This window comes from Amycolatopsis sp. FDAARGOS 1241 (assembly GCF_016889705.1).
Taxonomy (GTDB): Bacteria; Actinomycetota; Actinomycetes; order Mycobacteriales; family Pseudonocardiaceae; genus Amycolatopsis.
Genome location: NZ_CP069526.1, coordinates 3,125,299 through 3,148,569, shown reverse-complemented (window position 1 = coordinate 3,148,569; position 23,271 = coordinate 3,125,299). Strand labels below are relative to the sequence as shown.

31 protein-coding genes and 1 pseudogene are annotated in these 23,271 nt (G+C 66.7%); 11 read left to right on the top strand and 21 right to left on the bottom strand.

What is annotated here, in order from left to right; genetic code table 11:
* Positions 1-5 precede the first annotated feature (5 nt).
* Genes I6J71_RS15515 through I6J71_RS15495 form a run of 5 tightly spaced genes read left to right on the top strand, consistent with a single transcriptional unit; the run spans position 6 to position 5,141 of the window.
* Positions 6-1,355: an MFS transporter gene (locus tag I6J71_RS15515; RefSeq protein WP_204095354.1), complete on the top strand. Its 1,350-nt coding sequence runs from the start codon at positions 6-8 to the stop codon at positions 1,353-1,355.
* Positions 1,352-2,407 carry a cupin domain-containing protein gene (locus I6J71_RS15510; protein ID WP_239154864.1) on the top strand — a complete coding sequence of 352 codons (1,056 nt, stop codon included), beginning with the start codon at positions 1,352-1,354 and terminating at the stop codon, positions 2,405-2,407. The genes I6J71_RS15515 and I6J71_RS15510 overlap by 4 nt, the downstream gene beginning before the upstream one ends.
* Positions 2,404-3,192, top strand: coding sequence for a fumarylacetoacetate hydrolase family protein (locus I6J71_RS15505; protein ID WP_204095353.1), 789 nt, complete (start codon positions 2,404-2,406; stop codon positions 3,190-3,192). The genes I6J71_RS15510 and I6J71_RS15505 overlap by 4 nt, the downstream gene beginning before the upstream one ends.
* Complete coding sequence (locus I6J71_RS15500; RefSeq protein WP_204095352.1) at positions 3,189-3,884, top strand: maleylpyruvate isomerase family mycothiol-dependent enzyme; 696 nt, start codon at positions 3,189-3,191, stop codon at positions 3,882-3,884. The genes I6J71_RS15505 and I6J71_RS15500 overlap by 4 nt, the downstream gene beginning before the upstream one ends.
* A gap of 12 nt (positions 3,885-3,896) precedes the next feature.
* Positions 3,897-5,141, top strand: coding sequence for a flavin-dependent oxidoreductase (locus I6J71_RS15495; protein ID WP_204095351.1), 1,245 nt, complete (start codon positions 3,897-3,899; stop codon positions 5,139-5,141).
* A 392-nt stretch (positions 5,142-5,533) separates the two neighbouring features.
* Here I6J71_RS15495 and I6J71_RS15490 read toward each other — a convergent pair whose 3' ends face one another.
* From I6J71_RS15490 to I6J71_RS48215, 4 genes are all read right to left on the bottom strand, one after another.
* Complete coding sequence (locus I6J71_RS15490) at positions 5,534-5,983, bottom strand: hypothetical protein (protein WP_204095350.1); 450 nt, start codon at positions 5,981-5,983, stop codon at positions 5,534-5,536.
* A complete protein-coding gene (locus tag I6J71_RS15485) occupies positions 5,940-6,470 on the bottom strand; it encodes a hypothetical protein (RefSeq protein WP_204095349.1) in 531 nt (176 codons plus the stop codon). The genes I6J71_RS15490 and I6J71_RS15485 overlap by 44 nt, the downstream gene beginning before the upstream one ends.
* A 41-nt stretch (positions 6,471-6,511) precedes the next feature.
* Positions 6,512-6,949: an abortive infection family protein gene (locus I6J71_RS15480; protein WP_239154861.1), complete on the bottom strand. Its 438-nt coding sequence runs from the start codon at positions 6,947-6,949 to the stop codon at positions 6,512-6,514.
* Between the two features lie 74 nt (positions 6,950-7,023).
* Positions 7,024-7,356, bottom strand: a complete 333-nt coding sequence (locus tag I6J71_RS48215; RefSeq protein WP_239154859.1) for a hypothetical protein — start codon at positions 7,354-7,356, stop codon at positions 7,024-7,026.
* Positions 7,357-7,475: 119 nt separating this feature from the next.
* Here I6J71_RS48215 and I6J71_RS15475 point away from each other — a divergent pair, with 119 nt between their 5' ends.
* Positions 7,476-7,670, top strand: a complete 195-nt coding sequence (locus I6J71_RS15475; protein ID WP_204095347.1) for a hypothetical protein — start codon at positions 7,476-7,478, stop codon at positions 7,668-7,670.
* Positions 7,671-7,710: 40 nt separating this feature from the next.
* Here the strand turns inward: I6J71_RS15475 and I6J71_RS50725 are convergent, their stop codons facing one another.
* Both I6J71_RS50725 and I6J71_RS15465 read right to left on the bottom strand, forming a co-directional pair.
* Positions 7,711-8,070, bottom strand: a complete 360-nt coding sequence (locus tag I6J71_RS50725) for a DUF4326 domain-containing protein (RefSeq protein ID WP_204095346.1) — start codon at positions 8,068-8,070, stop codon at positions 7,711-7,713.
* On the bottom strand, positions 8,067-8,237 hold the full coding sequence (locus I6J71_RS15465; RefSeq protein WP_204095345.1) for a hypothetical protein: 171 nt from the start codon (positions 8,235-8,237) through the stop codon (positions 8,067-8,069). Before I6J71_RS15465 ends, I6J71_RS50725 begins: the two co-directional genes overlap by 4 nt.
* Positions 8,238-8,390: 153 nt before the next feature.
* On the opposite strand from I6J71_RS15465, the gene I6J71_RS15460 reads away from it, so the two are divergent.
* Positions 8,391-8,729 carry a hypothetical protein gene (locus I6J71_RS15460; RefSeq protein WP_204095344.1) on the top strand — a complete coding sequence of 113 codons (339 nt, stop codon included), beginning with the start codon at positions 8,391-8,393 and terminating at the stop codon, positions 8,727-8,729.
* A gap of 245 nt (positions 8,730-8,974) precedes the next feature.
* On the opposite strand, the gene I6J71_RS15455 is transcribed toward I6J71_RS15460, so the two are convergent.
* The 9 genes and pseudogenes from I6J71_RS15455 to I6J71_RS15420 all read right to left on the bottom strand — a co-directional run bounded on the left by I6J71_RS15455 (position 8,975) and on the right by I6J71_RS15420 (position 16,627).
* A complete protein-coding gene (locus I6J71_RS15455) occupies positions 8,975-9,163 on the bottom strand; it encodes a hypothetical protein (RefSeq protein WP_204095343.1) in 189 nt (62 codons plus the stop codon).
* The gene (locus I6J71_RS15450) at positions 9,156-9,776 is read right to left on the bottom strand and encodes a recombinase family protein (RefSeq protein ID WP_204095342.1); all 621 of its coding nucleotides are present in this window, start codon (positions 9,774-9,776) and stop codon (positions 9,156-9,158) included. Before I6J71_RS15450 ends, I6J71_RS15455 begins: the two co-directional genes overlap by 8 nt.
* Before the next feature lie 99 nt (positions 9,777-9,875).
* Entirely contained in the window at positions 9,876-10,364 is a 489-nt protein-coding gene (locus tag I6J71_RS15445; protein ID WP_204095341.1) for a DUF4158 domain-containing protein, read from the bottom strand.
* A gap of 808 nt (positions 10,365-11,172) precedes the next feature.
* Positions 11,173-12,138, bottom strand: a pseudogene (locus I6J71_RS15440) (hypothetical protein); the annotation flags it as partial.
* Between the two features lie 12 nt (positions 12,139-12,150).
* Positions 12,151-12,558, bottom strand: a complete 408-nt coding sequence (locus I6J71_RS48210; RefSeq protein WP_239154855.1) for a hypothetical protein — start codon at positions 12,556-12,558, stop codon at positions 12,151-12,153.
* An 892-nt stretch (positions 12,559-13,450) separates the two neighbouring features.
* Positions 13,451-13,843: a hypothetical protein gene (locus tag I6J71_RS15435; protein ID WP_204095340.1), complete on the bottom strand. Its 393-nt coding sequence runs from the start codon at positions 13,841-13,843 to the stop codon at positions 13,451-13,453.
* Positions 13,844-14,629: 786 nt separating this feature from the next.
* Entirely contained in the window at positions 14,630-14,989 is a 360-nt protein-coding gene (locus I6J71_RS15430; RefSeq protein ID WP_204095339.1) for an HPF/RaiA family ribosome-associated protein, read from the bottom strand.
* Between the two features lie 142 nt (positions 14,990-15,131).
* On the bottom strand, positions 15,132-15,815 hold the full coding sequence (locus I6J71_RS15425) for a hypothetical protein (protein ID WP_204095338.1): 684 nt from the start codon (positions 15,813-15,815) through the stop codon (positions 15,132-15,134).
* Positions 15,816-16,012: 197 nt separating this feature from the next.
* Positions 16,013-16,627: a hypothetical protein gene (locus I6J71_RS15420; RefSeq protein WP_204095337.1), complete on the bottom strand. Its 615-nt coding sequence runs from the start codon at positions 16,625-16,627 to the stop codon at positions 16,013-16,015.
* A 216-nt stretch (positions 16,628-16,843) separates the two neighbouring features.
* Between I6J71_RS15420 and I6J71_RS15415 the strand changes: the two genes are divergently transcribed.
* Both I6J71_RS15415 and I6J71_RS15410 read left to right on the top strand, forming a co-directional pair.
* Complete coding sequence (locus tag I6J71_RS15415; RefSeq protein ID WP_204095336.1) at positions 16,844-17,248, top strand: recombinase family protein; 405 nt, start codon at positions 16,844-16,846, stop codon at positions 17,246-17,248.
* A 311-nt stretch (positions 17,249-17,559) separates the two neighbouring features.
* Positions 17,560-18,162: a DUF4291 domain-containing protein gene (locus tag I6J71_RS15410; RefSeq protein ID WP_239154853.1), complete on the top strand. Its 603-nt coding sequence runs from the start codon at positions 17,560-17,562 to the stop codon at positions 18,160-18,162.
* On the opposite strand, the gene I6J71_RS15405 is transcribed toward I6J71_RS15410, so the two are convergent.
* The 6 genes from I6J71_RS15405 to I6J71_RS48200 form a co-directional block, all read right to left on the bottom strand.
* Positions 18,138-18,596: a hypothetical protein gene (locus tag I6J71_RS15405; RefSeq protein ID WP_204095335.1), complete on the bottom strand. Its 459-nt coding sequence runs from the start codon at positions 18,594-18,596 to the stop codon at positions 18,138-18,140. The two genes, I6J71_RS15410 and I6J71_RS15405, sit on opposite strands and share 25 nt — an antisense overlap.
* A 62-nt stretch (positions 18,597-18,658) precedes the next feature.
* The gene (locus I6J71_RS15400; protein WP_204095334.1) at positions 18,659-18,877 is read right to left on the bottom strand and encodes a hypothetical protein; all 219 of its coding nucleotides are present in this window, start codon (positions 18,875-18,877) and stop codon (positions 18,659-18,661) included.
* A 68-nt stretch (positions 18,878-18,945) separates the two neighbouring features.
* Entirely contained in the window at positions 18,946-19,251 is a 306-nt protein-coding gene (locus tag I6J71_RS15395) for a hypothetical protein (protein WP_204095333.1), read from the bottom strand.
* A gap of 420 nt (positions 19,252-19,671) precedes the next feature.
* The gene (locus tag I6J71_RS15390; RefSeq protein ID WP_204089022.1) at positions 19,672-20,745 is read right to left on the bottom strand and encodes an IS630 family transposase; all 1,074 of its coding nucleotides are present in this window, start codon (positions 20,743-20,745) and stop codon (positions 19,672-19,674) included.
* 95 nt (positions 20,746-20,840) lie between these two features.
* Positions 20,841-21,044: a hypothetical protein gene (locus tag I6J71_RS15385; RefSeq protein ID WP_204095332.1), complete on the bottom strand. Its 204-nt coding sequence runs from the start codon at positions 21,042-21,044 to the stop codon at positions 20,841-20,843.
* Positions 21,045-21,196: 152 nt separating this feature from the next.
* Positions 21,197-21,511 (bottom strand): hypothetical protein, encoded by a 315-nt coding sequence (locus I6J71_RS48200; protein WP_239154850.1) that lies wholly within the window; start codon positions 21,509-21,511, stop codon positions 21,197-21,199.
* A gap of 186 nt (positions 21,512-21,697) precedes the next feature.
* Here I6J71_RS48200 and I6J71_RS15375 point away from each other — a divergent pair, with 186 nt between their 5' ends.
* On the top strand, positions 21,698-22,219 hold the full coding sequence (locus I6J71_RS15375) for an RNA polymerase sigma factor (RefSeq protein ID WP_204094264.1): 522 nt from the start codon (positions 21,698-21,700) through the stop codon (positions 22,217-22,219).
* Positions 22,212-23,081 carry a CU044_5270 family protein gene (locus I6J71_RS15370; protein ID WP_204094263.1) on the top strand — a complete coding sequence of 290 codons (870 nt, stop codon included), beginning with the start codon at positions 22,212-22,214 and terminating at the stop codon, positions 23,079-23,081. The genes I6J71_RS15375 and I6J71_RS15370 overlap by 8 nt, the downstream gene beginning before the upstream one ends.
* Positions 23,082-23,271 lie beyond the last annotated feature (190 nt).

The window sequence follows — 23,271 nt, the reverse complement described above, 5'->3', positions numbered from 1 at the left end:
TTCCCGTGACCGAATCCGCTCCGGACGTGCGCACCGAACTCGGTGCCGCGCCACTCAGACCGTTCCACTGGCTGCTCGTCGGCCTGGTCGCCCTCGCGACCATGTTCGACGGCTACGACACCCTGATCCCCTCGTACGTGATCCACTTCGTCGCGAAGCCCTGGCACCTGTCCGAGGGCCAAGTCGGCTTCCTCGTTTCCTCCGGCCTGATCGGCTTCGCCGTCGGCTCGGTCGTGCACGGCGTGATCGCCGACCGCATCGGCCGCCGGCCCACGCTCATCGCGGGCCTGCTCGTCTCCGGCTTCTTCAGCGTGCTCACCGGCGCTTTCGGCACGTCCTACACGTCGTTCATCACGCTGCGCGCGCTCACCGGTCTCGGCCTGGGTGTGCTGCTGCCGCTGGGCACCGCCTACGTCAACGAGTACCTGCCGAACCGGGTGCACCACCGCCTCGCCGTGTTGGGCGGCACCGGCTTCGCGCTGGGCGGGGTGCTGGCCGCCGTGCTGGGGGTGTCGCTCACCAGCGGCGGCAACTGGCAGTCGCTGTTCTACGTCGGCGGCGGCGCGCTGGTACTCGGATTGATCTACCTCGCGGTGTTCCCGGAATCCGTCGAGTACCTGGTGTCCCACGGCCGGACGCCCGATGCGCTGCGGCTGCTGGGCAGGATCCGCCCCGATCGCGTGGCGGTGTACGAATCCCGCGGCCTCATCGCCGCCGAGCCCCCGGCGCGTGACCTGAAGCTGGTGGTGTCCTCGCGCTACCGCGTGCGGACGATCGCGCTGTGGGTCTCGTCGTTCCTGCTGCTGTTCAACGTCTACGGCCTCTCTGCCTGGACGCCGGAGCTGATGATCGAGCGCGGGCACGGCTTCGCGACGGGGTTCGGTTTCGGCGCGGTGCTGCAGGGCACGTCGATCATCGGCGCGCTGCTCGGCGGGTTCGTCGCCGACCGCTGGCTCGGCGCGCGCCGCAGCCTGATGTTGTGGTGCGCGCTCGGCGTCGTCGCCGCGATCGTGATCGCGCTGGCCGGGGGCACGGCCATCGACATCATCGCCATCGCGTTGGCCGGGCTGGGCATCATCGGCGGCCAGTTCCTGCTCAACAACGTCTGCGCCATCACCTACCCCGTCCACGCCCGCGGCACCGGTGCGGGCCTGATGCTCGGGTTCGGCCGCGTCGGCGGCATCGTCGGCCCGACCATCGGCGGGTCGCTCCTCGGTGCCTTCGGCGGCACGTCGGCGCTGTTCTTCGCCGTCGCCATCGCCGCGGCACTCGCAATCGTCAGCACGTCCTTCGTCACCGATCGCACCTCTCGCACCGTCGGTGCGACCGAACCACAGCAAGGAGTTCCCGCGTGACCGCTACGGACCCAGCACTCGACCGACTCTACGAGGACTTCGCCGACGCCGGCTTGCTTCCACTGTGGACACAGCGCGAAGACCTCATGCCGCTCACACCGCAGCCTGCCGCGAAGGCGCACGTCTGGCGGTGGACGCAGCTGTACCCCATCGCCGAACGCGCGGGTGAGCTCGTGCCGGTCGGCCGCGGTGGCGAGCGTCGCGCGATCGCGCTCGCCAACCCCGGACTCCCCGGACTGCCCCACGCAACTCCGACCCTGTGGGCCGCGATCCAGTACCTCGGACCACGCGAGGTCGCCCCGGCCCACCGGCACAGCCAAGGGGCCTTCCGGTTCGTCGTCGAGGGCGAAGGCGTGTGGACCGTCGTCGACGGTGACCCGGTCGCGATGCGCCGCGGCGACCTGCTGCTCACGCCGAGCTGGGCGTTCCACGAACACCACAACCCGACCGACAAGCCGATGGCCTGGCTCGACGGCCTCGACATCCCCCTGGTGTCCAGTCTGGACGCCGGATTCTTCGAATTCGGCCCCGACGCCGTCGCCGACACCAGTACGCCCGACAAGTCGCGCGGCGAACGGCTGTGGGCTCACCCGGGCCTGCGTCCGCTGGCCGGGATCGACGACGAGGTTGCAGTGTCACCACTGCCCGCCTACCGGTGGCAGCACACCGACTCCGCGCTGGCGGCCCAGCTGGAGCTCGCCGCGGCGGGCCACGCCGGCGCTGTGGCACCCGGCCACGCCGGGATCCGCTTCACCAACCCGGCCACCGGACGCGACGCACTCACCAGCCTGCGCACCGAAATGCACCGCCTCACAGCCGACACCGCGACACCGGTGACCCGTACCGTCGGCTCATCGGTATGGCAGGTGTTCTCCGGCGAGGGAGAAGTCCGGTTCGGACAGCGAACGGTTGAGATCGCCACCGGTGACCTCGTGGCCGTGCCGTCATGGGAGGAACTCTCCTTCCGGGCATACACCGACCTCGACCTGTTCACTTTCAGTGACGCCCCCGTCTACGAAGCCCTGCGCCTGCACCGGAGCCAGATTTCATGAAACTCGCGACCATCCGCACCCCCACCGGCACCGCCGCCGTGCGGGTGGAGGACGACCACGCCGTGGAACTTGGCGAGCCCGATTTGGGCGCCTTGCTGCGGCACGAGGATTGGCTCGACCGTGCCACGGTCGACGGTCCTACCCATGCCGTCTCCGACCTCGATTTCGCCCCGGTGGTACCGAGCCCGGAGAAGATCCTCTGCGTGGGCCTGAACTACCGCCGGCACATCCTCGAGATGGGACGGGAGCTTCCGAAGTTCCCCACACTTTTTGCGAAGTTCCCGCCCGCGTTGATCGGGGCGTACGACGACATCGTGTTGCCCGAGGTCTCCGACGCGATGGACTGGGAAGCCGAGCTCGCGCTCGTCACCGGCCCGGGCGGCACCATTGCCGGGTACACGGTGCTCAATGACGTCACGGCGCGCGATTGGCAATACCGAACAGCACAATGGCTGCAGGGCAAAACGTTCGCCCGCACCACCCCGGTCGGCCCCTACCTGGTGACCGGCGACCTCGCGCCCGCGCAGCTGTCCTGCGAGGTGAACGGGGAGCTGATGCAGTCGGCGTCCACCTCAGACCTCGTGTTCGGCCCGGCCGAACTGATCGAATACATCAGCACCATCCTGCCGCTCGCACCCGGCGACCTCATCGCCACAGGTACACCTGGTGGTGTCGGCCACGCCCGCAAACCACCTGTCCGCCTGGGCGACGGCGACCTCGTCACCACCCGAATCGAAGGACTCGGCGAATGCCATAACCGCTGCCGCGCGGAGAAGCCGTCGTGACGCCAGATCTCTCCCGGCTGCTCGCCTGGCAACACGACGGCACGGCTCGCCTCGAAGCGGCCGTCGCAGCACTGTCGGACGAGCAGCTCCTCCAACCGTGTGCGCTGCCCGGCTGGCGCCGAACCCACCTCGTCGCTCATCTGGCCCGCAACGCCGACGCGCTCGTCAACCTGCTGGACTGGGCCGCGACCGGCCATCCGAACCCGATGTACGCCGACGTCGACCAGCGCACCCGCGACATCGAAGCCAGCGCCGCGCAGCCGCTCGCCGACCTGCGCCAGGATCTGCTCTCGGCGGACAAACGCTACGCCGACGCGATCGAGGCTCTCCCGGACCACGCCTGGGCGACCCGCGTCCGCAGCGCCCTCGGTCGGGACATCCCGGCCACCGACGTCCCGTGGCTGCGCGTGCGTGAGGTGTGGATCCACCTCGTGGACCTGGCCGGCGAGCCGACGTTCGCCGACCTGCCGGCCGATCTGGTAACGGCGCTGCTGACCGACGTTGCGACAGCGTTCAACCGTAAGCCGGGCGCTCCGGGCCTCCGTTTGATCGCCGAAGACAAGGTGTGGACGATCGGCTCGCCGTCGACGACCATCCGCGGACCGGCACCGGCACTGCTCGGATGGCTCACCGGTCGCAGCACCGGCGCCGAACTCAACGGCCCACTCCCCACGCTTCCCCCTTGGCTCTGAACGGAGAAACCCATGTCCTCGACCGTGCCCGTCGCCATCGTCGGCGGAGGCATCGGCGGCTTGGCTCTCGCTCTCGAACTCAACGCGGCCGGCATCGAGTGCCGGGTGTTCGAATCGGTGGCGCAGCTCTCGGCCGTCGGCGTCGGCATCAACCTCCTGCCCCACGCCACCCGCCACCTCGACCGCCTCGGCCTCCTCCCAGAGCTGACCTCGGCCGCGGTGAGCACGCGGGAATCGGTGTTCTTCAACCGCTTCGGCCAGCTCATCCACACCGAGCCCACCGGCCTGAACGCCGGCTACCGCTGGCCGCAGTTCTCCGTCCACCGCGGCGACCTGCAGGCGATCCTCGCCGGCGCGGTCCGTGACCGGCTCGGCCCCGACGCACTGGTCACCGGGCACACCTGCGTCGACGCCGCCGAAGACGCCACGGGCGTCACCCTCACCTTCGCGCACCCCGACGGCACCACGACCACCCACCGCGCGACAGCCGTCGTCGGCTGCGACGGCATCCACTCGGCCATCCGCAAACAACTGCACCCGGCCGAAGGCGCGCCCGTCTACTCCGGCTACAACATGTGGCGCGGGGTCACCGTCCACGAGCCCATCCTGTCCGGCGCCAGCATGATCCGCGCAGGCTGGCTCGCCACCGGCAAACTCGTCGTCTACCCCATCCGCGACAACGTGGACGCGGCCGGACGGCAACTCGTGAACTGGGTCGTCGAGATCGAGACCCCGCAACACGCCGACCGCGACTGGAACCGCACCGGCCGCGTCGAAGACTTCCTCGACCACTTCGCCGACTGGCACTTCGACTGGCTCGACGTACCCGCGCTCATGCGCGACGCCGACTCGATCCTCGAGTACCCCATGGTCGACCAGGACCCCCTTCCCTGGTGGGGCACCGACCGCATCACCCTCCTCGGCGACGCCGCCCACCCGATGGTCCCCCGCGGCTCCAACGGCGGCGGTCAAGCCGTCCTCGACGCCGCCGCCCTCGCCGAAGCGCTGCGCACCCACTCGCAGATCCCGGCCGCCTTCGCCGCCTACGAGCAGCTCCGCCGCCCCGCCACCACCGCCGTCGTGCAGGCCAACCGCACCAACCCGCCCGACGCCATCCTGCGCGAAGTCTACGAACGCACCGGCGACCGCCCCTTCGACGACATCGGCAATGTGATCACCGAATCCGAGCTCGACCGCATCCTCGCCGAGTACAAACGCACGGCCGGATACTCGCTCGGCGCTTTGAATGACGCATAGGCCCTACCGCTCGGGAGCAATGGAGGCAGATCACCGACACGCTGTGTTACGTGTGTGCCGCGTGCACGCCACCGTCGTGCGCGCGATCGCCGAACTGCGACAGCTGCCACGATCCCGTCCCCATCGGGCAACGCCGAAGGTCGAGGGGTGTCACGTGTGGCCTGTGACCAGGTCACCGCCCACCGGTGGTTGAGCTTGCGCGGGTCTCGTTCATGACCACAACCCGCCCCAGGCCGGATAACGAGGCCACGTCATGGGTCAGGCGCGGTGCAGGTCCGGCTCGCCAGGCCACGACAGCTTCTTTCGCCTCCCTGGCCACCACCGCAGACTGATGGTTCTCACCAGTCGGTTTTTCACTGGCCCGGCTCGGCCGCCGTTGAGCCTGGGAAGGCTCAGCGTTTCCAGACATTGACCTTGTCGCCGCCGAGCAACGGAGCGTCGCCCGGGCCTTTCACGTGCGGCGCGATCCAGACGGGCCGATGCACCTGCCGCGATGGGTACCACTGCTGGCGCCAGTGGCCCCGCACGATCCATCGGTGGTGGTAGCCACGGTCGGCGGCCACGTCGGTCCCGCCGCCGACGGGTTCCGGGCGACGGATCTCGACGAGCCGGACCGGCGGGGGCTCGTGCCCGTCCCGCTGCAACCGCCGGCGCGTCGGGCGCGGGAGCTGCACCTCACTGGTACCTACCAGAGGCTGCTGCATCAGCAGCCACGCAGCCCGCAGCCTGGGAGCCAGGGCCCTCATGAACTGCGCTCCCGGCGCCGCACCTTCGTTGTCGCCAAACGCCCAGGTGAACTCACCACCGTGCCCGTACACCAGCCGCGGCTCCGTCTCGGCCACGCGCCGGTTCGGCGTGATCTTGTCGAAGACCGGAGAAGTCTCGTCCCGGTCGAAGTAGGAAGTAGATCGACCCGAGCACCGCCTCGCTTCTCCCGGGTATCCGAGCCCAGCAGACCGCGGTGATCCCGACCTCGGCATCACCCAGCTCGCTCGATGCAATGGGCCGCTCAAACGCCATGAATCCGGCCTCGGAGGGCAGATCCTCCGGCGCAAGCTGGAAATCCGGGATGGAGCGCGCTGCGACGGTGGCCAGCTCGACCATGTCGGCAGCCACGTAGAACAAGGTGGAGTTCTGCAGCCGGAGGATCTCGGCTCCCCGAAACACGCTGCCCGCTGTGGATGGCTCGGTGCTGGCTCGACCGGACACCCAGTCGTAGTGGCCGGCCGCGGCCATCTTGTACCAAAGCTCAGCGGCAGAAGCTTCGTCCAACCACGCGATGATCTGGTTCCTGATCTCGGGCAGGTCGACCGGGCGAATCTCCGTCACGACGCGCTGGCCTCTCGGTTCGGTGTTCGGCGTGGGTTCGGTCAGGGGTTTTTACGCCAGGGCGCTTCGGGGTCGGCGAGGGTGTCCAGCACGAGCTGGCACCAGGTGACGGCGGCGTTGACGGCCAGGTGCGCGTGCCGGGCCCGCAGGCCGACGCGCGCGCTCGCGGGGCCGTGGCCGGTGCCGTATCCGCGGTTGCGCAGTTCACCGATCCCTGTGGCCATGGCGATCGCGGCGCCGAGGATCTTGCGGACCGCGTCGGTCCCATCGGGCCCAGGAGTGCTGGACGAGGGCTGTAAGCCAAGCGCCTCCTGCGCTTGCCGAGCCAACGCCGGAAGGTCGTCCTTGTTGTTAACCGACCGACCGCGTTCGGTGAGCACGACCTTCGCCGTGCTCTCGATCAGCTCTCGCGCACTGCCGATGACCTGCGCGGGATCGTCATGGTCCACAGCACGCTGAATGCGGTCGAGCTGCTCCAAAATCGCAGCGGGATCACGGAGACTCGCCAGCGACTTCAACGGCCGCAGCTGCCCTGCTCCCTCGGGCGGAGTGATCAGCCCTGAACCAGGGAATTCGACCACTGCGCCGTCCCGCCGCAGCGAAGCGTAGAAGCGTAGAAGCGTAGAAGGTGAGGCGTGTCGTCCCATCCGACCAGCAGGGTCTCGAAGGCCCGGCATGCACGGGCGACGTGACCGGGATCGGTCCAGTCCACGGAGTCGAGATACTCCTGCGTCGTCTTGCGACGCACGCTGCTGTCCGCGTACGTGCTGTTCGGATTGCTGGCGAAGCCCTCGTCCTGGAAAGCCCGAACGATCTCACCCCAGGTGCTGTCCGTCATCAACTGTCGGAACAGGCCCCGGGTGCTCGGGCTGATCAGGTCCTTCACCAGGTCTCACTTCCATGGGTGCGCGGTCGATGCTGTGTCATCGACTGAGGTTCGTCAGCGAAGTCGTCCCGGAGGTGGGAATCAAGTGGGTTCCTCGTCAACCGCGGCCTGCGAATCGTGTGTCCAGCGGCTGGTCGCCGAGCGCAGCGCCACGCGACTGCGTCGCGATCCACGGCGCCGGCGGCGACGTCGCGCTGAGCCTTAAACAGATCTCTGGTGTCGATCAGGATGCCGCCTTCGGCGACGAGATTCTCCAGGTCTGGACCCGCGAGGCCACCGACTGCTTTCGGCGGTTTGGATTCGGGTGCGGCTGAGTGGCGGCAGGAAGAACGTCGATCAGGTAGTGGCCGCGCGTTACGCGCACAAGTCAGCCAGCTCGCCGAGCACGTCGGCGTGGCAGGGCGATCCTGCCGGGCACGGGCAGCACAGGACACGGCCCCGTAGTTCGTGAAGGTGTGCGCGAACCCACCGCCGATCGAAGGTGCGGCGGCCCGAGCCCAGCACGTCTGGCTGGCCTGGAACTGCTTCGGTGATCCACCGCCGGTACTGCTCGCGGCACAACGCCCGCGCCTGGTCTTCGCTGGCGGCCAGCGCCGCGGCGACGGTGAAAGGGTTGCCCCAGCGGCTGGTCCGATCCACGATCACCGCGGCCGCGGGTTTGCGCCAGCCGCGCGTGCGCTGACGGGTGATCCTCCTCGGCCGGATGAGGGTCATTGGTCGGCACCCTCCTCAGGCTCGTCGACGATGTTGTGGCCGAGCTGATCGGCGAGGGAGTGCGGCTTCTCGAACTTCGCGGCGAGCCCGCCGACGGGCCGGTATCCACTGCTGTCGGTGACGACCAGCTCGGCGCGCAGCTGGTGCAGCTGGTCGGCGATGGTCATCGCGGTCCGGACGCGAGCGGCAGAGCGATCGAACTGGAGATCATCACGGCTGCGGCGGCGGGGTGACGTGCCAGCGGGTCTCCGCGGTGGCGATGCCAGCCGGGACGGACATGGACGCAGTGATTGCCGGAGGCGAGTAGAACGATGATGCGCGTGACGCAGAGAAACCCAGTGCTCAAACTCGCCGACCTCCGCCGGACCTGTTCCCTGCTGCTGGACGAGATACAGCGCCGATTCGGGGATCAGATCAACCTCGGTGACGTGCCCATCGACTACTACTGGAACGTGGACCTGGCCGCCGCGTTCGACATCCACCAAGGCCCCGAAGCGCACCTCGACTGCGGCCAGAGCAGCGACGACTTTGCCGAAGTGACCGCCGCTGCCCAGCGCGGACCACACGACGTGGTCGCGCTCTGGCACGACCTCGACCACCTAGCCGGAGTCCTGCGGCTGTTGGCATTCCTCGACCTACCCACCAGGCCCGCTCGGTAGGTCGACCCCATGGAGGTGTCCGTAAGCCGATCCACATGGTCCAGGCCGTATCGCAAACCCCCGAGAACATGACGTTGGCGCCGGACACGGCAACCTTTACAGATCCCACCTGCGGAAACGCCGATCAGCCACAGGTGTCTCGCGGACGATCGTTTGCGAGACACATGCGGCTGATCTGTCAGATTCCGAAGTCGTCTGCACTGATGCCTGAAGTCGTCTGCACGGGTTGTCTCCTGGGGCGCCGTTCAGCGTTTGAGGGCTCGGTATCGCTTGAGCAGGGCGGTGATCTTCTCTGGGCTCGCGTGGCCGTTCAACTCGGCCAGCAGGTCGTCGGGGCAGTGCTCGTAGAGGTCGCCCCACCATCGGCGGCCCTTGTTGTCCCAGATTCGGTAGCCGCCGGGCACGCCCCTGGCCACGTATCTCCGCTTACTCACCAGCGGACCCGGTGGTGGTCGGCGTGTCGAGGTAGCGGTGCAGGGAGGTCTTGGGGATGCCAGTCTTGGCGGCGATCTGCCCGAAGCTGCCGCCTTGTTCCTTGAGCAGCCTGGCGTACTCGATCTTGTCGGCTGGATGGGCCAGGGGGCGGCCGACTTGTCGGCCGGCGGCCTCGGCGACGGCGCGGGCGTGGGCGGCGCGTTCGGCGGTGTAGGTGCGTTCCATCTCGGCGAACAGGGCCAATAGCAGGAAGGCGACGCGGCCCATGCCCTCGTCGGCGGTGTTGATGGGCAGCGGGTCGGCCAGCGACCGCACGCCGATGCCCTTCTCGGCGAGGTCGTGGACGAGGTTGAGGACCTCGCGCAGGTTGCGGCCGAGCCGGTCGAGGGTGTGCACGACGATGGTGTCGCCGTCGCGGGCGTACTTGAGCAGCTCGGCCAGGCCGGGCCGGTCCACCGTCGCCCCGGATCTCTTGTCCACGTAGAGCCGCTCGTCGGGAATACCCGCCTCGTTGAGCGCGGCGCGCTGACGTTCCAGGCTCTGCTTGGTGGTCGAGACCCGGGCATAGCCGAGGTCGAGCCCGCGCGCAGGGTGCCGATCGCTGGTTCCCATGACTGAACCGTACCGGAAGTCGTCACCGTACTCCATTTCCGGAACATAACTTGTGGAACGACTTCCGGAACGATCGGCGGCCGAATCGCCCCTGGCCGCTCAATCCGGTTGGCGGGCTCGGCGTCCCGTTCCACTTCCGCCCTCGACCCACTCGCCCAGCTCGGCCTCAACCTCGGAGAACTCCTGCCAACCATCGGCCTGGCGGATCTCCCAGAGATGTTCCAGCCGGGTCTTGTCACGTTCTCCGTAGGACTTCACGCACGACGGGTCGCCGATCTGCAGCTGCTCGGCCAGGTACTCCACCAACTCGACCGGCACACCGTCCAGCGGATCATCCAAGAACCGGCCCGCATACCGGACCGTGGCCAGCTGCACCGCGAACCCCAACTTGTTGTGCTCACGCCGCTTCGGCTCGATCCACGCCCGATCCACATCGTCGAGGAAGAAGTACCGCTCAAGCTCGGCGCGAGAGAACCCCGCACCCGGGAAACGGCCGTACGCCGACGCCTGATCGTCGGACAGGAACTCAACCGGCAACGCATCTCTCCTGCTGCTGCAACCCGCCCACCGCGGCGGAACCGCGAGCACCTCACCAGCACCACCAACCGCCGGTCAACGCCAGAACCGCAGCTCAAGCCATGATCCACGCTTAGCGCCGTTTTTCGTTCCGATGTTCCTCAAACGCCGTCTCGCAACCAAGGATCGAAAGATCGACCGCGGGAGCCACCAAGGCGCAACGCACAGAGGTACGCCGAGTCTGAGGGCCAGGGTGAGGACGTTGCCGAAACCGAACAGGAACGAGAGGCCGACGACCGTCCCCATAATCACAGTAAGAGCCCGGACGATCACTCCGGGAACGGACAGCGCCTGGGTTGCCGGAGGGCGTGGAGCTGCGCCCGCCGGAGGCCACTTCCAGTGGTCTTGACGTGGAAGCTGCCCTCGATGACCAACATTCCGCTGAAAAACCGCAGTTCAGGCGCGGGGCCTTCTGCGTGTAGCCGTGCCGCTGACGTTGCGTCAACGATTGCTGTCAGGCAGCCGCTGGCCCCTCCGGACACAATGCCGGCGGGGCCCAGTGGTACAGAGAGAACCAATCAGCTGCGGTGCTCAGTCATGCTTCTCCTGGGCATTCTTCACCTTTGCTTCGCGATGTCGATATCCGACTCGCGAGCACTCAGACGAAGTTGCCCACCGCTGGTATATCCGCCACATACCACCAGGATCTCAGCACCCACACCGGGCCACTCGGCTTCCCTCAAGGGGAGGTCATGGATCAACACGCGATCCACAACACCAATCTCTCCCGATGGCACCCTTGCCCTGAGCCCATACGGCATCTTGGCTACGACAGTGGCGTGAACGAGCTGCCACTTCTCTAGCCGATCAGAAGGGTCCATCACCGGCCACTCCAGGGGGATCGAGGGAAGGAGTTGAACTCCGTAAACAGCTCTCTGGGAATCACGTACTCCATGTGCTCTTCAGTCATACCCTCCCATTTCTCTATTCTTCCAGAATCGATGTGTCCTTGAAGCCACTTATTCGGAACATCAACCCTCAAGCCAGTTCCGTGAGTATCAACTGACCCCTTAGCCCATTCAGATGCGGTTTTCTCGTTCCCGAAATGTGCCCCCCCATCATAGGAGCCGTCGTCAGTTCGCGGAAAGTTCGCAGGGTCCAGGCCGTCATTGAGCTCCGAGTCACCGCGCTCAATGGGAGACGTTCGATAAAGCGGCGTCGCGGCCTCTTCGGCGCCTTCGGCGACGAGGTTCGCGGTAGCCGCGCCCTCGAGCAGGTGACCACCGGCGTCGACGGCGAGTTCGGCGCCTCTGACCTCGGCACCGCCGGGCACGAACCACACTCCGACCTCGGCAACGCCCTTGACGCATCCGAGGAAGTTGGGGTCCTGGAAGCTGCCGTCTACGACGTCCTTGGCGCCGGAGTATTCGTAGATGTCCTCCCCGACGTCCTTGACGACGCCCCAGACCTTCCCCCAGAACCCTCCGTCGTCGTCACTATCGTCGGACGCGTGGCGCGCTGCACCACCTGACGCGCCGCGAGTCTTCTGCCCTGGCTGCTGGTGGCCGCCGGAGGGAGGTGTTCCATTGTTGGCGGGATGCTGTTGGCTGGCCCGGCAACCGCAGATGTTCGAGTCCTTCGTCGGACAGCTCCAGCCACCGACACGGCAGGCGTCGCCGCCGCCGAGTTTGCCGTCGGGCTGGCGGCAGGCTCCGTCGGGTTGGAAAGGACACAGGCCGGACGGGTCGGACATCCCGACCGGGTTGTCGTTGGCGTAGGAGTAGCCGTTCAACTGCTGCGGGCTGTCGGTGTTCAGCACCGGGTCGACCGTGGTGAAACGGCCCGTCGTCGGGTCGTACTAGCGGGCCCCGAGGTGCGTCAGGCCGGTGGTGTTCTGGTATCCGCCGAGGTAGCCGTGCTTGTCGGGCCAGGTGGACGGGGCCGGACCGCGGGGCACGCCGTAGGGGTCCTGCCGGCGTTGGGTGACGGCGAGGGTGTCGGCGTTGACGGTGGCGTAGGTGGTGTTCTGGGTGTCGGTCATCGACCACGACAGGCCGGTCTTGAAGTTGCGCTCGGCGACGGGTGCGCCGTTGAACGTGTAGAACCGGGTCCCGACCGTGCTGGAGGTTCCGGTCGCGCGGAACAGCTCCTGGTCGTTCATCGTCAGGGTGGTGCCGGTGGGGTCCTTGGTGAGCAGGAGGTTGCCGTCGGCGTCGTAGGTGTAGCGCCTGTCGCTGACGCTGTCATCAGCTATTGCCGTCGTCACCGGATGGAAGGATTGCGCGCCGCTCGTCGCTCCATCCACGCGGCGTCACAAGCGACGGGTGCTCCTGGGACACTTCGACGCGAGAATCCAATTCCTCGTCGGCTTCTACGAACCGCACACTAAACCCGCGGTGTGGGTAGCTGACGCTTAGCCTGGCACTCCACGACTGAACCAAGATCATTCCTAGCTCACGGTTAGCTCTGTCAACTATTTCCGCGGTACCTCTATTTTGCCTAAAAATGTGGGCAACTTCAAAAATATTGAAACTATCGACAGCCGTTGTCCACGACAAGGGCGCCCATTCACTGCTCGGCGCAGGGATTCGAATACGATCATTAATGTAATCATAGTCACCTCCCCAGAGGGCCACAAATACAGCTCCCTCGATTTCCAATAGTTCAGGCCAAAAGAGTCGGGAGTATATCAATGCCTGTACGGAATCGCCCACCTCGCTAACGTACGACACCGGATCGAGAGAATTCACTTCTGGATACGAGTACTGCAGAATCTGACCTACTGCAGCACTATCACGTATCGACTTCTCATCATTCATCAAAGGTACCCCGGTGGAATATTTTCAGGAACTTGGGCTCCCGGGAATTCCTTCCCGTTGCCCTTAGGATAGTACAATGGTGGCTTCATGTTCGCATGGATGCCTCCCGTCCCTCGGAACCTCGGCCCCTTCTGCCACCCGTCATTGGCCCTATCGTTCTTGATCCAAGTTTGATAGCGCGTAACCACGCCGTCGGCATTCCGTTCAAAAACGGTATGATCGCCCGTCGCAGCAGCGTCCGGAGACAGGCCCTCAGCTCGTCGACGCTTTGCAACTACGGCTTCACTTTCAGCGGCGAAGGCACGACCTTCTGCGGTAGCCGCGCCCTCGACCAGGTGTTCACCGCCGACGATGGCGAGTTCGGCGCCTCTGACCTCGGCACCGCCGGGCACGAACCACACTCCGACCTCGGCAACGCCCTTGACGCATAGAATTGCCGTGTCCCGAGGCGACCCGGCAGGTGGAGGGGTCGTGCACGACCGGGCCGCCGCCGTCGTGGTGACCCTGCTGAATCAGCACCATCTCCCGGGTATCGCAGCCCTTGCCGAACGCGGGTTGCCCGATCCAGTGCTTCCAGTCATCACGGTTGTAGTGCGCGCCGGTGTCCTCGGGCGTGACCCGCAGCTTCGTGAGTTCGGTGGCCGCGTCGCCGGTCGACGAGGTAGGCGCTGCGTCCTGGGTGGAGGCGCCGGACGCGGTCGGCAGGTTGCAGCCGGCCACCAGCGCGAGCACTGCGGACGTGGCAACGACAAGACCACCGGCACGCCTACTGCCTGGTCGAACCTTCCTCACGGCGCTACACCTTTCACATCAGGACACACGGCTCACCCGCGTCAGCTCCCGCGGGTGGTGATGGCCCAGCTCACCGGTATTGGCGTGCTGGGCCATCGGGGGTGGTACAGGACAAAGCAGTTGGCCGAGATCATCGGAGATCTCGGTGAGCAAGGCACGCTCATCGAGGTCCCCGAACGGTGCGTGTCGCGCCGGAACCGTTGGGCACGAGGTGGGTTCAGTCGGCGATGCGCAGCCTCGAGGAGGCGGTGCGCAACGGCTCGCCCGGCGGAGCGACGGCCCGTACGCGCGCCGAGATCACGGAGCTGTTCGACAACCTCGAGCTCGTGCCGCCGGGCTTGGTCGAGCTGGTGGCCGGACGGTCCGCGGCTCAAGCTGCTCAACGTCGCCCAGCGGCTCTTCGCCGGTGGCGTCGCCCGCAAACTCTGAGGCTGGTCGGGGCCGGCGGCTCGACGCCAGTCCGCACCGCGCGGGCGCAGTCCAGCTCGTCACGGACCTCGGCCTTATCGTGCCGCTCCGAGAGTCAGCCACGTCTCGGCGTCGTCCCCCTGGGCGGTTTCAGATGTCGTTGGCGCGGGTATGGCGGGCGGCTTCAGCCAGCGGGATGACCGGAGACGCATGGCGAGGCGCTGCTCTCGGTGGCAGAGGCGCTGGAGCGGGCCGGCATGCAGCTACGCCCGCACCTCGGCCGGAGCCGATCCCCCTCGGTGGTGTCCACAGCGACGTTCAGCTCTGTTCGTCCTCCGTCTTGTGCCGGATGGACTCGCCTCCCTTGTGGTGGCCCTCGCGGTCGAACAGGCTCTCGAGGACCCGCTCCAGCTTGCGCACGGCGCCGTTGAACGCATCGGCCACCGAACCCGCGTGGTTTGTGACCGCGACGGGCTGGTGCCGGGCAGGCCGGGCTTCGATCACGCACCGCAGGTCTTCACCATCGGTGCCGGCGCCCATTTCGTCGCTCAGGTGGACGTCGAGCCGGGTGAGGTGGTCGCTGAACCGTGCCAGCTTCGACTCGAGCTCGGCCTGGAAGTACTGGATCAGCTTCTCATCACCGCTCAGGTTGCTGTCCGTGCTGATCTGGATCTGCATTGCGTGGTTCCTTTCTCCCGACCCTGCCGCGACTTTTACCGCCGCGTGGCCAGTGCTTTCGGTGCCCGGGCCGTGACATCGGCCAAGTCGCGGACCCCCACGTCGGTGTGTGCCGTCAGGGTGTTGCTTGGTGTTGTGGGGACTACTGCGCGGTCGTGGGGAAGAAGTCGGCCACGTTGCCGGCGTCGTCGAGAGCGGACACTCGTACAGGCGTGCCGGGTTCGAGGTCGTAGTCGCCAGCGCGGACCAGGAACGACGAGCTGCCGATCACATCGAGCACGTGGTGGACGTCGTCGTGGCGGGCGATCTCGCGCCAGGGGCCGTTGTCGGAGTCGCGGACGCTGATGGTGATCGTCCCGGCTCCGGCGGCGGTCTTGCTTTCAGCGCGGTCGCCTTCGAGGGCTGCCCGGGATCGGGCGGTGTCGTGGAAGTCGGGCACGAACCGCTCCTGGTCGTCGATCTTGCGTTTGTACCAATCCTGGGCGCCCTGTTTGGTCATGCCCAGCGCGTCACCGATCTTCGACCAGCTGTCCCCGGCCTCACGGGCGTCACGCATCACGTGCCAGCGGCCGCCGGCGATCATTTCGACGAGCCGGTGGCTGGCCTCCAGAGCTTGCAGCGGCGTGACCTCCGCACTCGCGGCCAGCTCGGGCTCCCACAATGCCTGGTTGGCGTCGTCGCGTTCGAGCATCTGCCGCACCAGGCGCCGGTGGAAGTAGGTGCTGCGCAACGCCATCCGCTCGCGCTCGTCTCCAGAGCGCACAACCTTGTCGACGTCGGTGTCGGGCGGCAAGTATCCAGCGTCGGTCAGTTTCAAGTACTCCATGCGTCAAGTGTGCTTGACGCTCCCATCGTCGTCAAGCCAACTTGACGTGCCACTCGGTGGGCGGCTTCGTCAAGCCACTACTACCGATATCTTGTGATATCGGTGCGTTCAGAAAAGTCGGACGGCCCTGAACATGCGAGAAGGCCCCGGCCGGCGCGACGACGAACCGTGGCCTTCTCCTGCCGTTCAGCGGGTGATCAGTACGACCATTCCCACCCGAGGGTGCTGTTCTGGAAGAAACCAGTGCTCTGGGTCACCTGGAGCTTGCCGCTCTTGTACGGCGTGGCAAACGCGATCTGCCCCGTGTACGTGCGGCCAGGCACGAACTGAAACGGCAGCTCCTTGACCGTCGTCACGCACATGTCCGTCTCGATCCGTCTCGGGACGCCGGTGCGGTCAGTGGTCCAGAACGAGAACGGATTGATCCTGCCGGGCAGGACCTTGAACGGGCTTAAGCGTTGCCCCGCGACCTTGTCGATGTAGGTCTTCACGGTGACGTCCAGGACGACCGTGTGCCTGCCGCCCGCCATGCGATGGCCGTCGGGGTCACACTCCGGGTCCACGCTGATCTTTGTGACCCAGAAGTCGGCCGCTTTGCTGCCGTCCCTGTTGTTGATTCCGGCTCGTTCCCCGACCTTCGTCGCCAGGTAGGTGGGCGTGCCGGTCGGCGGTGCGGCGTCGGCCGGCGGTGTGATGGGCACGATCTCGGCGTGCAAGTGGCCCGAGGCGGCGGGCGACGCGTGGGTGCCGCATGCGGTCAGGCCGAACGCGGCAACCGCCGTGGCGGCGAGCAGAAAGAAGCGGTTAGACATGTCGTGACCCCCTTGGCCGAACGTACTGGAGAAGGCTCCGATCGCTGCGAAGGGGACCGGCTTCTCATCGCCCGTCATCGGGGCCTGAACGACGGACTTGCGCGTTTACGCGCTCTGGACGATGAAGAGGAAGGCCCGGCCACGGGCTGAGACAGCAACGGACCCCTACCGGCTGGGTAAGGGTCCGTCGGGGGTCAAACCGCACCCTGTTCGGCAGTGTGCGGCCAGCTCACCGTGCAGGAGGCCGATCGCCTCGGTCGCAACCTGTTGGAGGGCCTGATCGTGCTGAACGACCTGTTCTCCCGCGGTATCGCGGTCAAGATCCTTGAGGGCATCGCCGCCGGCGAGCACACCGAACGCAACCTCATCCTGGACATGGCGCTGGCGTTGGCCGAGGACCGCCGCCGCGACATCGTCCGCAAAACCCGCAACGGCTTGGACGCCGCACGGGCACGCGGCCGGGTCGGCGGCCGCCCCCGCGTCGTCGACGCCGACAAACGCCGCATCATCCTCGCCCGCCACGCCGACGGCGAGTCAATCCGCACCATCGCCCGCGCCACCCAGCTCTCCGTCGGCACCGTCCACAACGTCCTCGCCGACCACCGCGCTGCCAACGACTGATCACTGCTGGTCAGACTTCGGCAAGGCCGGGCGGGTTCGGGCGGCTGACAGTAATGATCAGTCCACTATGATGGCCACTGACACAACAACCGGCAACTGCACAGTAGCCCCGGCTATGCCACGCCCGCCAAGTATGAGTCAGTCCACTACGCGACCGTTATCGAGAACCGCAGCTCGTATAAGCGGCAGCGAACCTAGGATGGTTCACGTTGACAACGAATGTGCCACCGTCATCACCATCATCAAAGCCGCGCCCCGTCCCGTCACACGCGACTCAAACTGATGGCTGGCCCGGCATCTCACACCGGCAAGTGCGGGCAAGCTTCACACGCCAGAACATCACCGTTTATCAGGCGTACTCACGGCAAATAGCCGACGTGGCAGTCGATTCTCAGACGTTCGTGACACCGTTCAAGCGCGGGAGGATGACCTGGATCAAGCCCTCGTTTCTCTGGATGATGTACCGGTCCGGGTGGGCGACCAAGCCTGGCCAGGAGCGCATCTTGAAAATCCAGATCACCAGGGACGGCTTCGAGTGGGCGCTCGCCCACGGTGTGCTTAGCAGCTACGAGCCCGGCACCTACGCCAGCCGGCAGCGGTGGGCGGAGCGCAAGCGCACCAGTCCGGTCCGCATCCAGTGGGACCCCGACAGATCAGTGACCCTTGCTCGGCTCGATCGACGTGCCATACAGATCGGGCTCTGCGGTGTTGCGGTCGACCGTTACCTCGACCAGTGGATCACTAATATCACGGACGTCACCCCCCTGGCTGCGCGAATCCGCGGCCATGTCAGCTCCGGCCGCTTGGACGCTGCCCAAGCCGAACTGCCTATCGACGCCGTCTACCCCCTGCCTACGCCTATTCTAGATCTAATCGGTGCCAGCGAACCTCAGTGCAGCAAGTTCTCCTCGTGAAAAACCTCAACGGCGCCGGCTGCCCGCAACAACCAGTCCAGGGCACCCAGGGCCGTCGGCCAACCCATGACCTCGATGGACACTCGGAGCGTGTCGTCCCGCCCTACCTTGGCGTCCCACCAGAACCACTGGCGCTCCGACGGCATAAGCCAATAGAGCCAATCCGCCAGAGTCCACCGACGTTCAGATTCCACCCTGGCCTTGTCAGCAGGCCCCAGAGTGCGCCACCAGGCCATCCAGCGCTCGGCATCCTCGCGCCGCATCTCCGGGCCGCATGCGGCAACAAACCAAGGCGGAAGGATGGACCTCCACTCCTCGACAGTCGGCCACCCTGGTCCGGAATGCTCCAGGACCTCGAGCAACACAGCACGGGATCGGCCGAGGACTTCAACGCCGCCAGCGCCGCCACGCGCGAGCACCTCGACGATGCCCACCCCGCCAGCCACCTCGCCTGGACGAGGGCCGTTCGTCAGATGCCGCCGCTCCTCGGGACCGATCACCACAACCCTCCGCTGCCCGGAATGATGTGGGCACGCAGATCATCGAACTTATCCGACCGAAGCCCAAACTGATCGACAGCCTTGTTTACATCCACCACAATCGGACTGCCGGGGAACTGCCGTGCCATCGACTCAGGAACTGATGCCGCGCGCAATTCATCGACATAAGACGTCGGCACCTGGAACGTCTTGATTTGCGTCGTCGGCGTCCTCACCTCACACTGCTCACCGGAGGACTCTACCCGCCTCCCGCAGCCCTCTGCCGTGACTGCCGTCAAACCTGCTATTCGAGAAATTCGATAAGTTTTCCATGAAGCTCGTGCCTTAGTCGGTCGAGCTCCGCATTCTCGGGCCGGGCACCGCGAGAATCTTGAAGGACGAGATCATTAAATGAATTCATACCTCCGTACAGCCGGAGCATCTCCCTAATTATACGCTGCCGAGCCGCAGCGTCATCCACGCTCCTCCTGAGCAAATTTTCATATCTCGAGAACGTCTGCTTCCACTCGCTCTCCATTGTCACATCAAGAACATCACGAATATCCGAGAGAACGGCATAAATATCTCTCTCTACGGATGCAGCGGCCAACTGTCTACCACCTCCACGCCCGGTATCTCCCAGGGCCTCCTGATAAATATTTGATCAGTGCCTCCCATGTACCACTCACCCTGGTTGGCAACTTCACCTTCGTAAATTCTAACCCCGGCCGGGATTTTGATCGCGTAGACGGTGTCGAGCGGTGCAGGAGTTCCGTCCGGCCAGGTCGGGGGGATGGCTTTGTCGATCCTCGTTTGCAGAGCGCTAACAGGGGGGCGCCGGGAGAAGTATTGGCCCAACTCACGACCCGCGACCCCGGCCCTGTAGAAGACCTGGTCATGTTCCAGATCGTAGGCCGTATACCTTGACCCGGTGAATGTAACAGCTGTTTCAGGATCCAGCTCTCCGCTAGGCAGGGTGCATTCCCAAGTCTGAGCTGATCGCGTCCCGTCCTCGCGTGCGAGTCCTCCGCTAGTGGTCTGTGTTTGAAGTGGTCTGACGGTTGGACTTCTTGAGGATCTCGTCGGCGGTTTTGGTCCAGATGAAGGGGTGGCAGCGTTCGTTCCAGCCGTCGATGAAGGCGCGGATCTTGGCGTTGAGGTCGTGGACGGAGCGGAAGCTGCCGCGGCGGATGGTTTGGCGTTCGATGATGCCGAACCAGACCTCGACCAGGTTGAGCCAGGAGCCTGAGGTCGGGGTGAAATGGACGTGGATTCGCGGGTTCGCCGCGAGCCAGTCGCGGATCTCGGGACGCTTGTGCGTGGCGTAGTTGTCCATCACCAGGTGTAGCTCGTCGTCGGGGTAGGCGCGGGCGAGCTGTTTGAGGAATACCAGGAACTCCTGGTGCCGGTGCCGCGGTTTGACTGCGCCAGTGACCTTGCCGGTGGCGATTTCCAGCGCGGCGAACAGGGTGGTGGTGCCGTGCCGGACATAGTCGTGGGTGCGCCGCTCGACCTGTCCAGGTTGCATCGGCAGCATTGGCTGGGTCCGGTCCAACGCTTGGACCTGGGACTTCTCGTCGACACAGAGCACGATCGCGTTCTCCGGCGGCGCCAGATACAACCCCACCACGTCGGTGACCTTGGCGACCAGCTCTGGGTCGGTGGAGAACTTGAACGTCTCGCTCCGCCAAGGCTGCACCCCGTAGTCCCGCCACGCGCGGGCCACCGTGCCGTTGCTGATCCGCAGCCGGGCGGCCAGCAGCCGGCTCGACCAGTGCGTCACGCCGAGCTTCTTCGGCGGCGGCTTCAGCGTGGCCGCAACGATCTCTCGATGGTCCACCAGCCGGGGCCGCCCCGAGCGCGCCTCGTCGTGCAGGCCGTCGATCCCACCACCCTCATAACGTTCCCGCCAGCCGATCACGGTCGGCCGCGACACCCCGACTCGTTCGGCGATCACACTGTTCGCCACACCCTCGGCGGCCAGCAGCACGATCCGCGCCCGCTGCGCCAGGCCCGCCCGCACCGACGAACTCCTGGTCAACGACAGCAACCGCTCACGATCACCATCACGAAGAGACAGCGCGGCAGCCGGTCGATTCGCCATACCGCATTCTGACACCCACCCAACCGTCAAACAACTAACGACACGCGACACTAGGTCAGCAGGGTCCCGCGACCACCCGCGCTGCAGATTGGTTTCTACCTGAAGTCACGAGACGCGACCGCGAGGCTCTTGGGGTCGAGCGGCGTGACCTGGTCGGCCGCGAGGGACACCGTGCCTTGCCCGACTTGGGCGATGCCGCGCACGAGCAGCGCTGGGCTGGTGAGCCCCAGAGGCTTGTCCAGATTAGACAGTGCCAGCTGGCGGCCCCCGACCTGCACGTTCAGCTTCTTCTCGGGCATCAGGCACACCCGCCGCCGCGGCCGGTGTCCGGGACTAAGGCTTCGCTGGGCACTCGATCCGGCCGCCATCCGCGCCACGCGGTGTGGCGGAGGCGGTGTTCGCGCGGGGTGAACTGGCGGTAGACGACCTCACCCACCAGCGTCGGGGCGACTCAGTGGACGCCGCTGGCCCGGTCGCGCGGCACCTTGTTCGCGAACGGGCTGGTCGCCCGGGCCAGCGGGTCGAGTTTGGCCTGGGCGTCGAGCAGGGCCTGGTGGGTGAAGCCGGTGCCGACGTCGCCGATGTAGAGCAAGTCGCCGGTGTCGCGGTCGTGCGCGCCGAGCAGCATTCCGCCCAAGAGTCCGGTTCGGCCGCCCTGGCCGCCGCGCCAGCCGCCGATTACCACCTCCTGGGTCTGGATCAGCGGGTGCTTCAACCACTCCGGGCTGCGCCGGCCGGGCCAGTACTTCGAGGTCCGGACCTTCACCACAAGGCCTTCGCAGCCTCCGCGCCGGACGACGACTGGGCGTCCCGCGCGCAGCCACGGCGTACGAATGGCTTCGCGAGCCGCAGCGCCCCTGACTGGTGGGGTAGGGAAGAGGTTCCGGACCTTCGGCGAAGTGGTGGTGAAACTAACGCCTACGGGAAGGAACCCCATGACAGAGGCAGCACCGTGACGGCGGCCCCGGTGACCGGCGTCGAGCCGTTCACCGAGGTGCACGACCGCTACTTCGCAGACATCTACCGGTACGTCGCCGGGCGGCTCGGCGCCCAGGCCGCGGAGGACATCGCCGCCGAGACGTTCCTCGTCGCCTTCGACCGCCGGAAGGCGTTCGACGCCGGCCGCGGCGACCTGCGGGCGTGGCTGTTCGGCATCGCGACCAACCTCGTCTCGCGCCACCGCCGCAAGGAGGCCCGGCACTACCGCGCACTCTCCCGGCTCGACGTCCCTGTGGCCGCCGAAAGCCACGAAAACCGCGTCGTCTCGGCCATCGCGGCCGGGCAGCTCGGCAAGGCACTGTCCCGGCTGTCCGCCGGCGAGCGTGACGTCCTGCTGCTGGTGGCCCTCGGCGAACTCGGTTACGCCGAAGTCGCCGAGGCGCTCGGCATCTCCCCGGGCACGGTCGGCTCCCGGCTGACGCGCGCCCGCAAGAAACTCACCCCTGTTCTCGCCCAGGAGGCGTCCGATGAATGACCTGCAGACCCTGCGGGCAGTGCTGCTGCCCACCGAACCGGCCCAGGAAGTCGTCGACCGGAGCCGGCACCGGCTGCAGAACCGGATGCTCGGCGCGCCACGGAGGCGACGCCGCCCGCTCGTGCTCGGCACCGGCCTCGCCGCCGCGGCCGCGGCCGCCATCGTGGTGGCGACCCTGCCCGGCGCTCCCGCGGAGGCCCCGCGGCCGCAGGCGGTGGCCCCCGTCGTCACCGGCCAGGACGTCCTGCTCGCGGCGGCCACCGTGGCCGCGAAGGCGCCGTCGGAAACCGGCACCTACTGGCACGTCGTGACGACGTCCCGGGATCTGACGTACGAGTCCTGGACCACGGCCGACGGTCACCAGTGGTTCCGCGGCGCGAAGTCCGGTGGCCGGGTCGTGCCGCTGGGCCAGTCGAACCCCTTCCGGCTGGGCGTCGTCGACGTGACCCTCGACCAGCTTCGAGCCCTGCCCACCGACCCGACGGCGCTGCGCGACTGGATCGCGGAGGCGCTGAAGCACAGCGACGCCCGGACGAGTGCGGGTCCGCTGACCGCGAGCGACCGGGAGCAGGCATTGCTGGAGTCGCTGGTTTCCCTCGTGTCGGCGCTGCCCGCGCCGCCGGGTGTGCGGGCCGCGGCGTTCCGTGCGATCGCCGCCTATCCGGGCGTCCGCGACCTCGGTGCCGTGCCCGGCGGGCGCGGGCTCGTGCTGCCCGGGGAGGAACGCCTGGTCGTCGCCCCGGCGACCGGGCGTGTCAACGGCACGTCGACGTTCGTGACCGCCGACGGCGCCGTGTACCACTTGGACGACCCGCGGGGGGCCGCGATCAGTGCCGAGTGGACGGACTCGCTGCCCAGGTGAGGGATCCGTCGAACTGATCGAGTCCACCACCCCCGTGGCATACAAGGTCGCGGGCGAACGCGAAGAAGCTGTCGACCCATTACGTCTCGCGCGGGAAACGTCGGGTTTAGACCCCGTCCGCTCTAGACCGAGGACGGGCGGGGTCGCCCCCCACGGGCAGCGAGTGCCGAGGAGGTGCGATCACCACGCT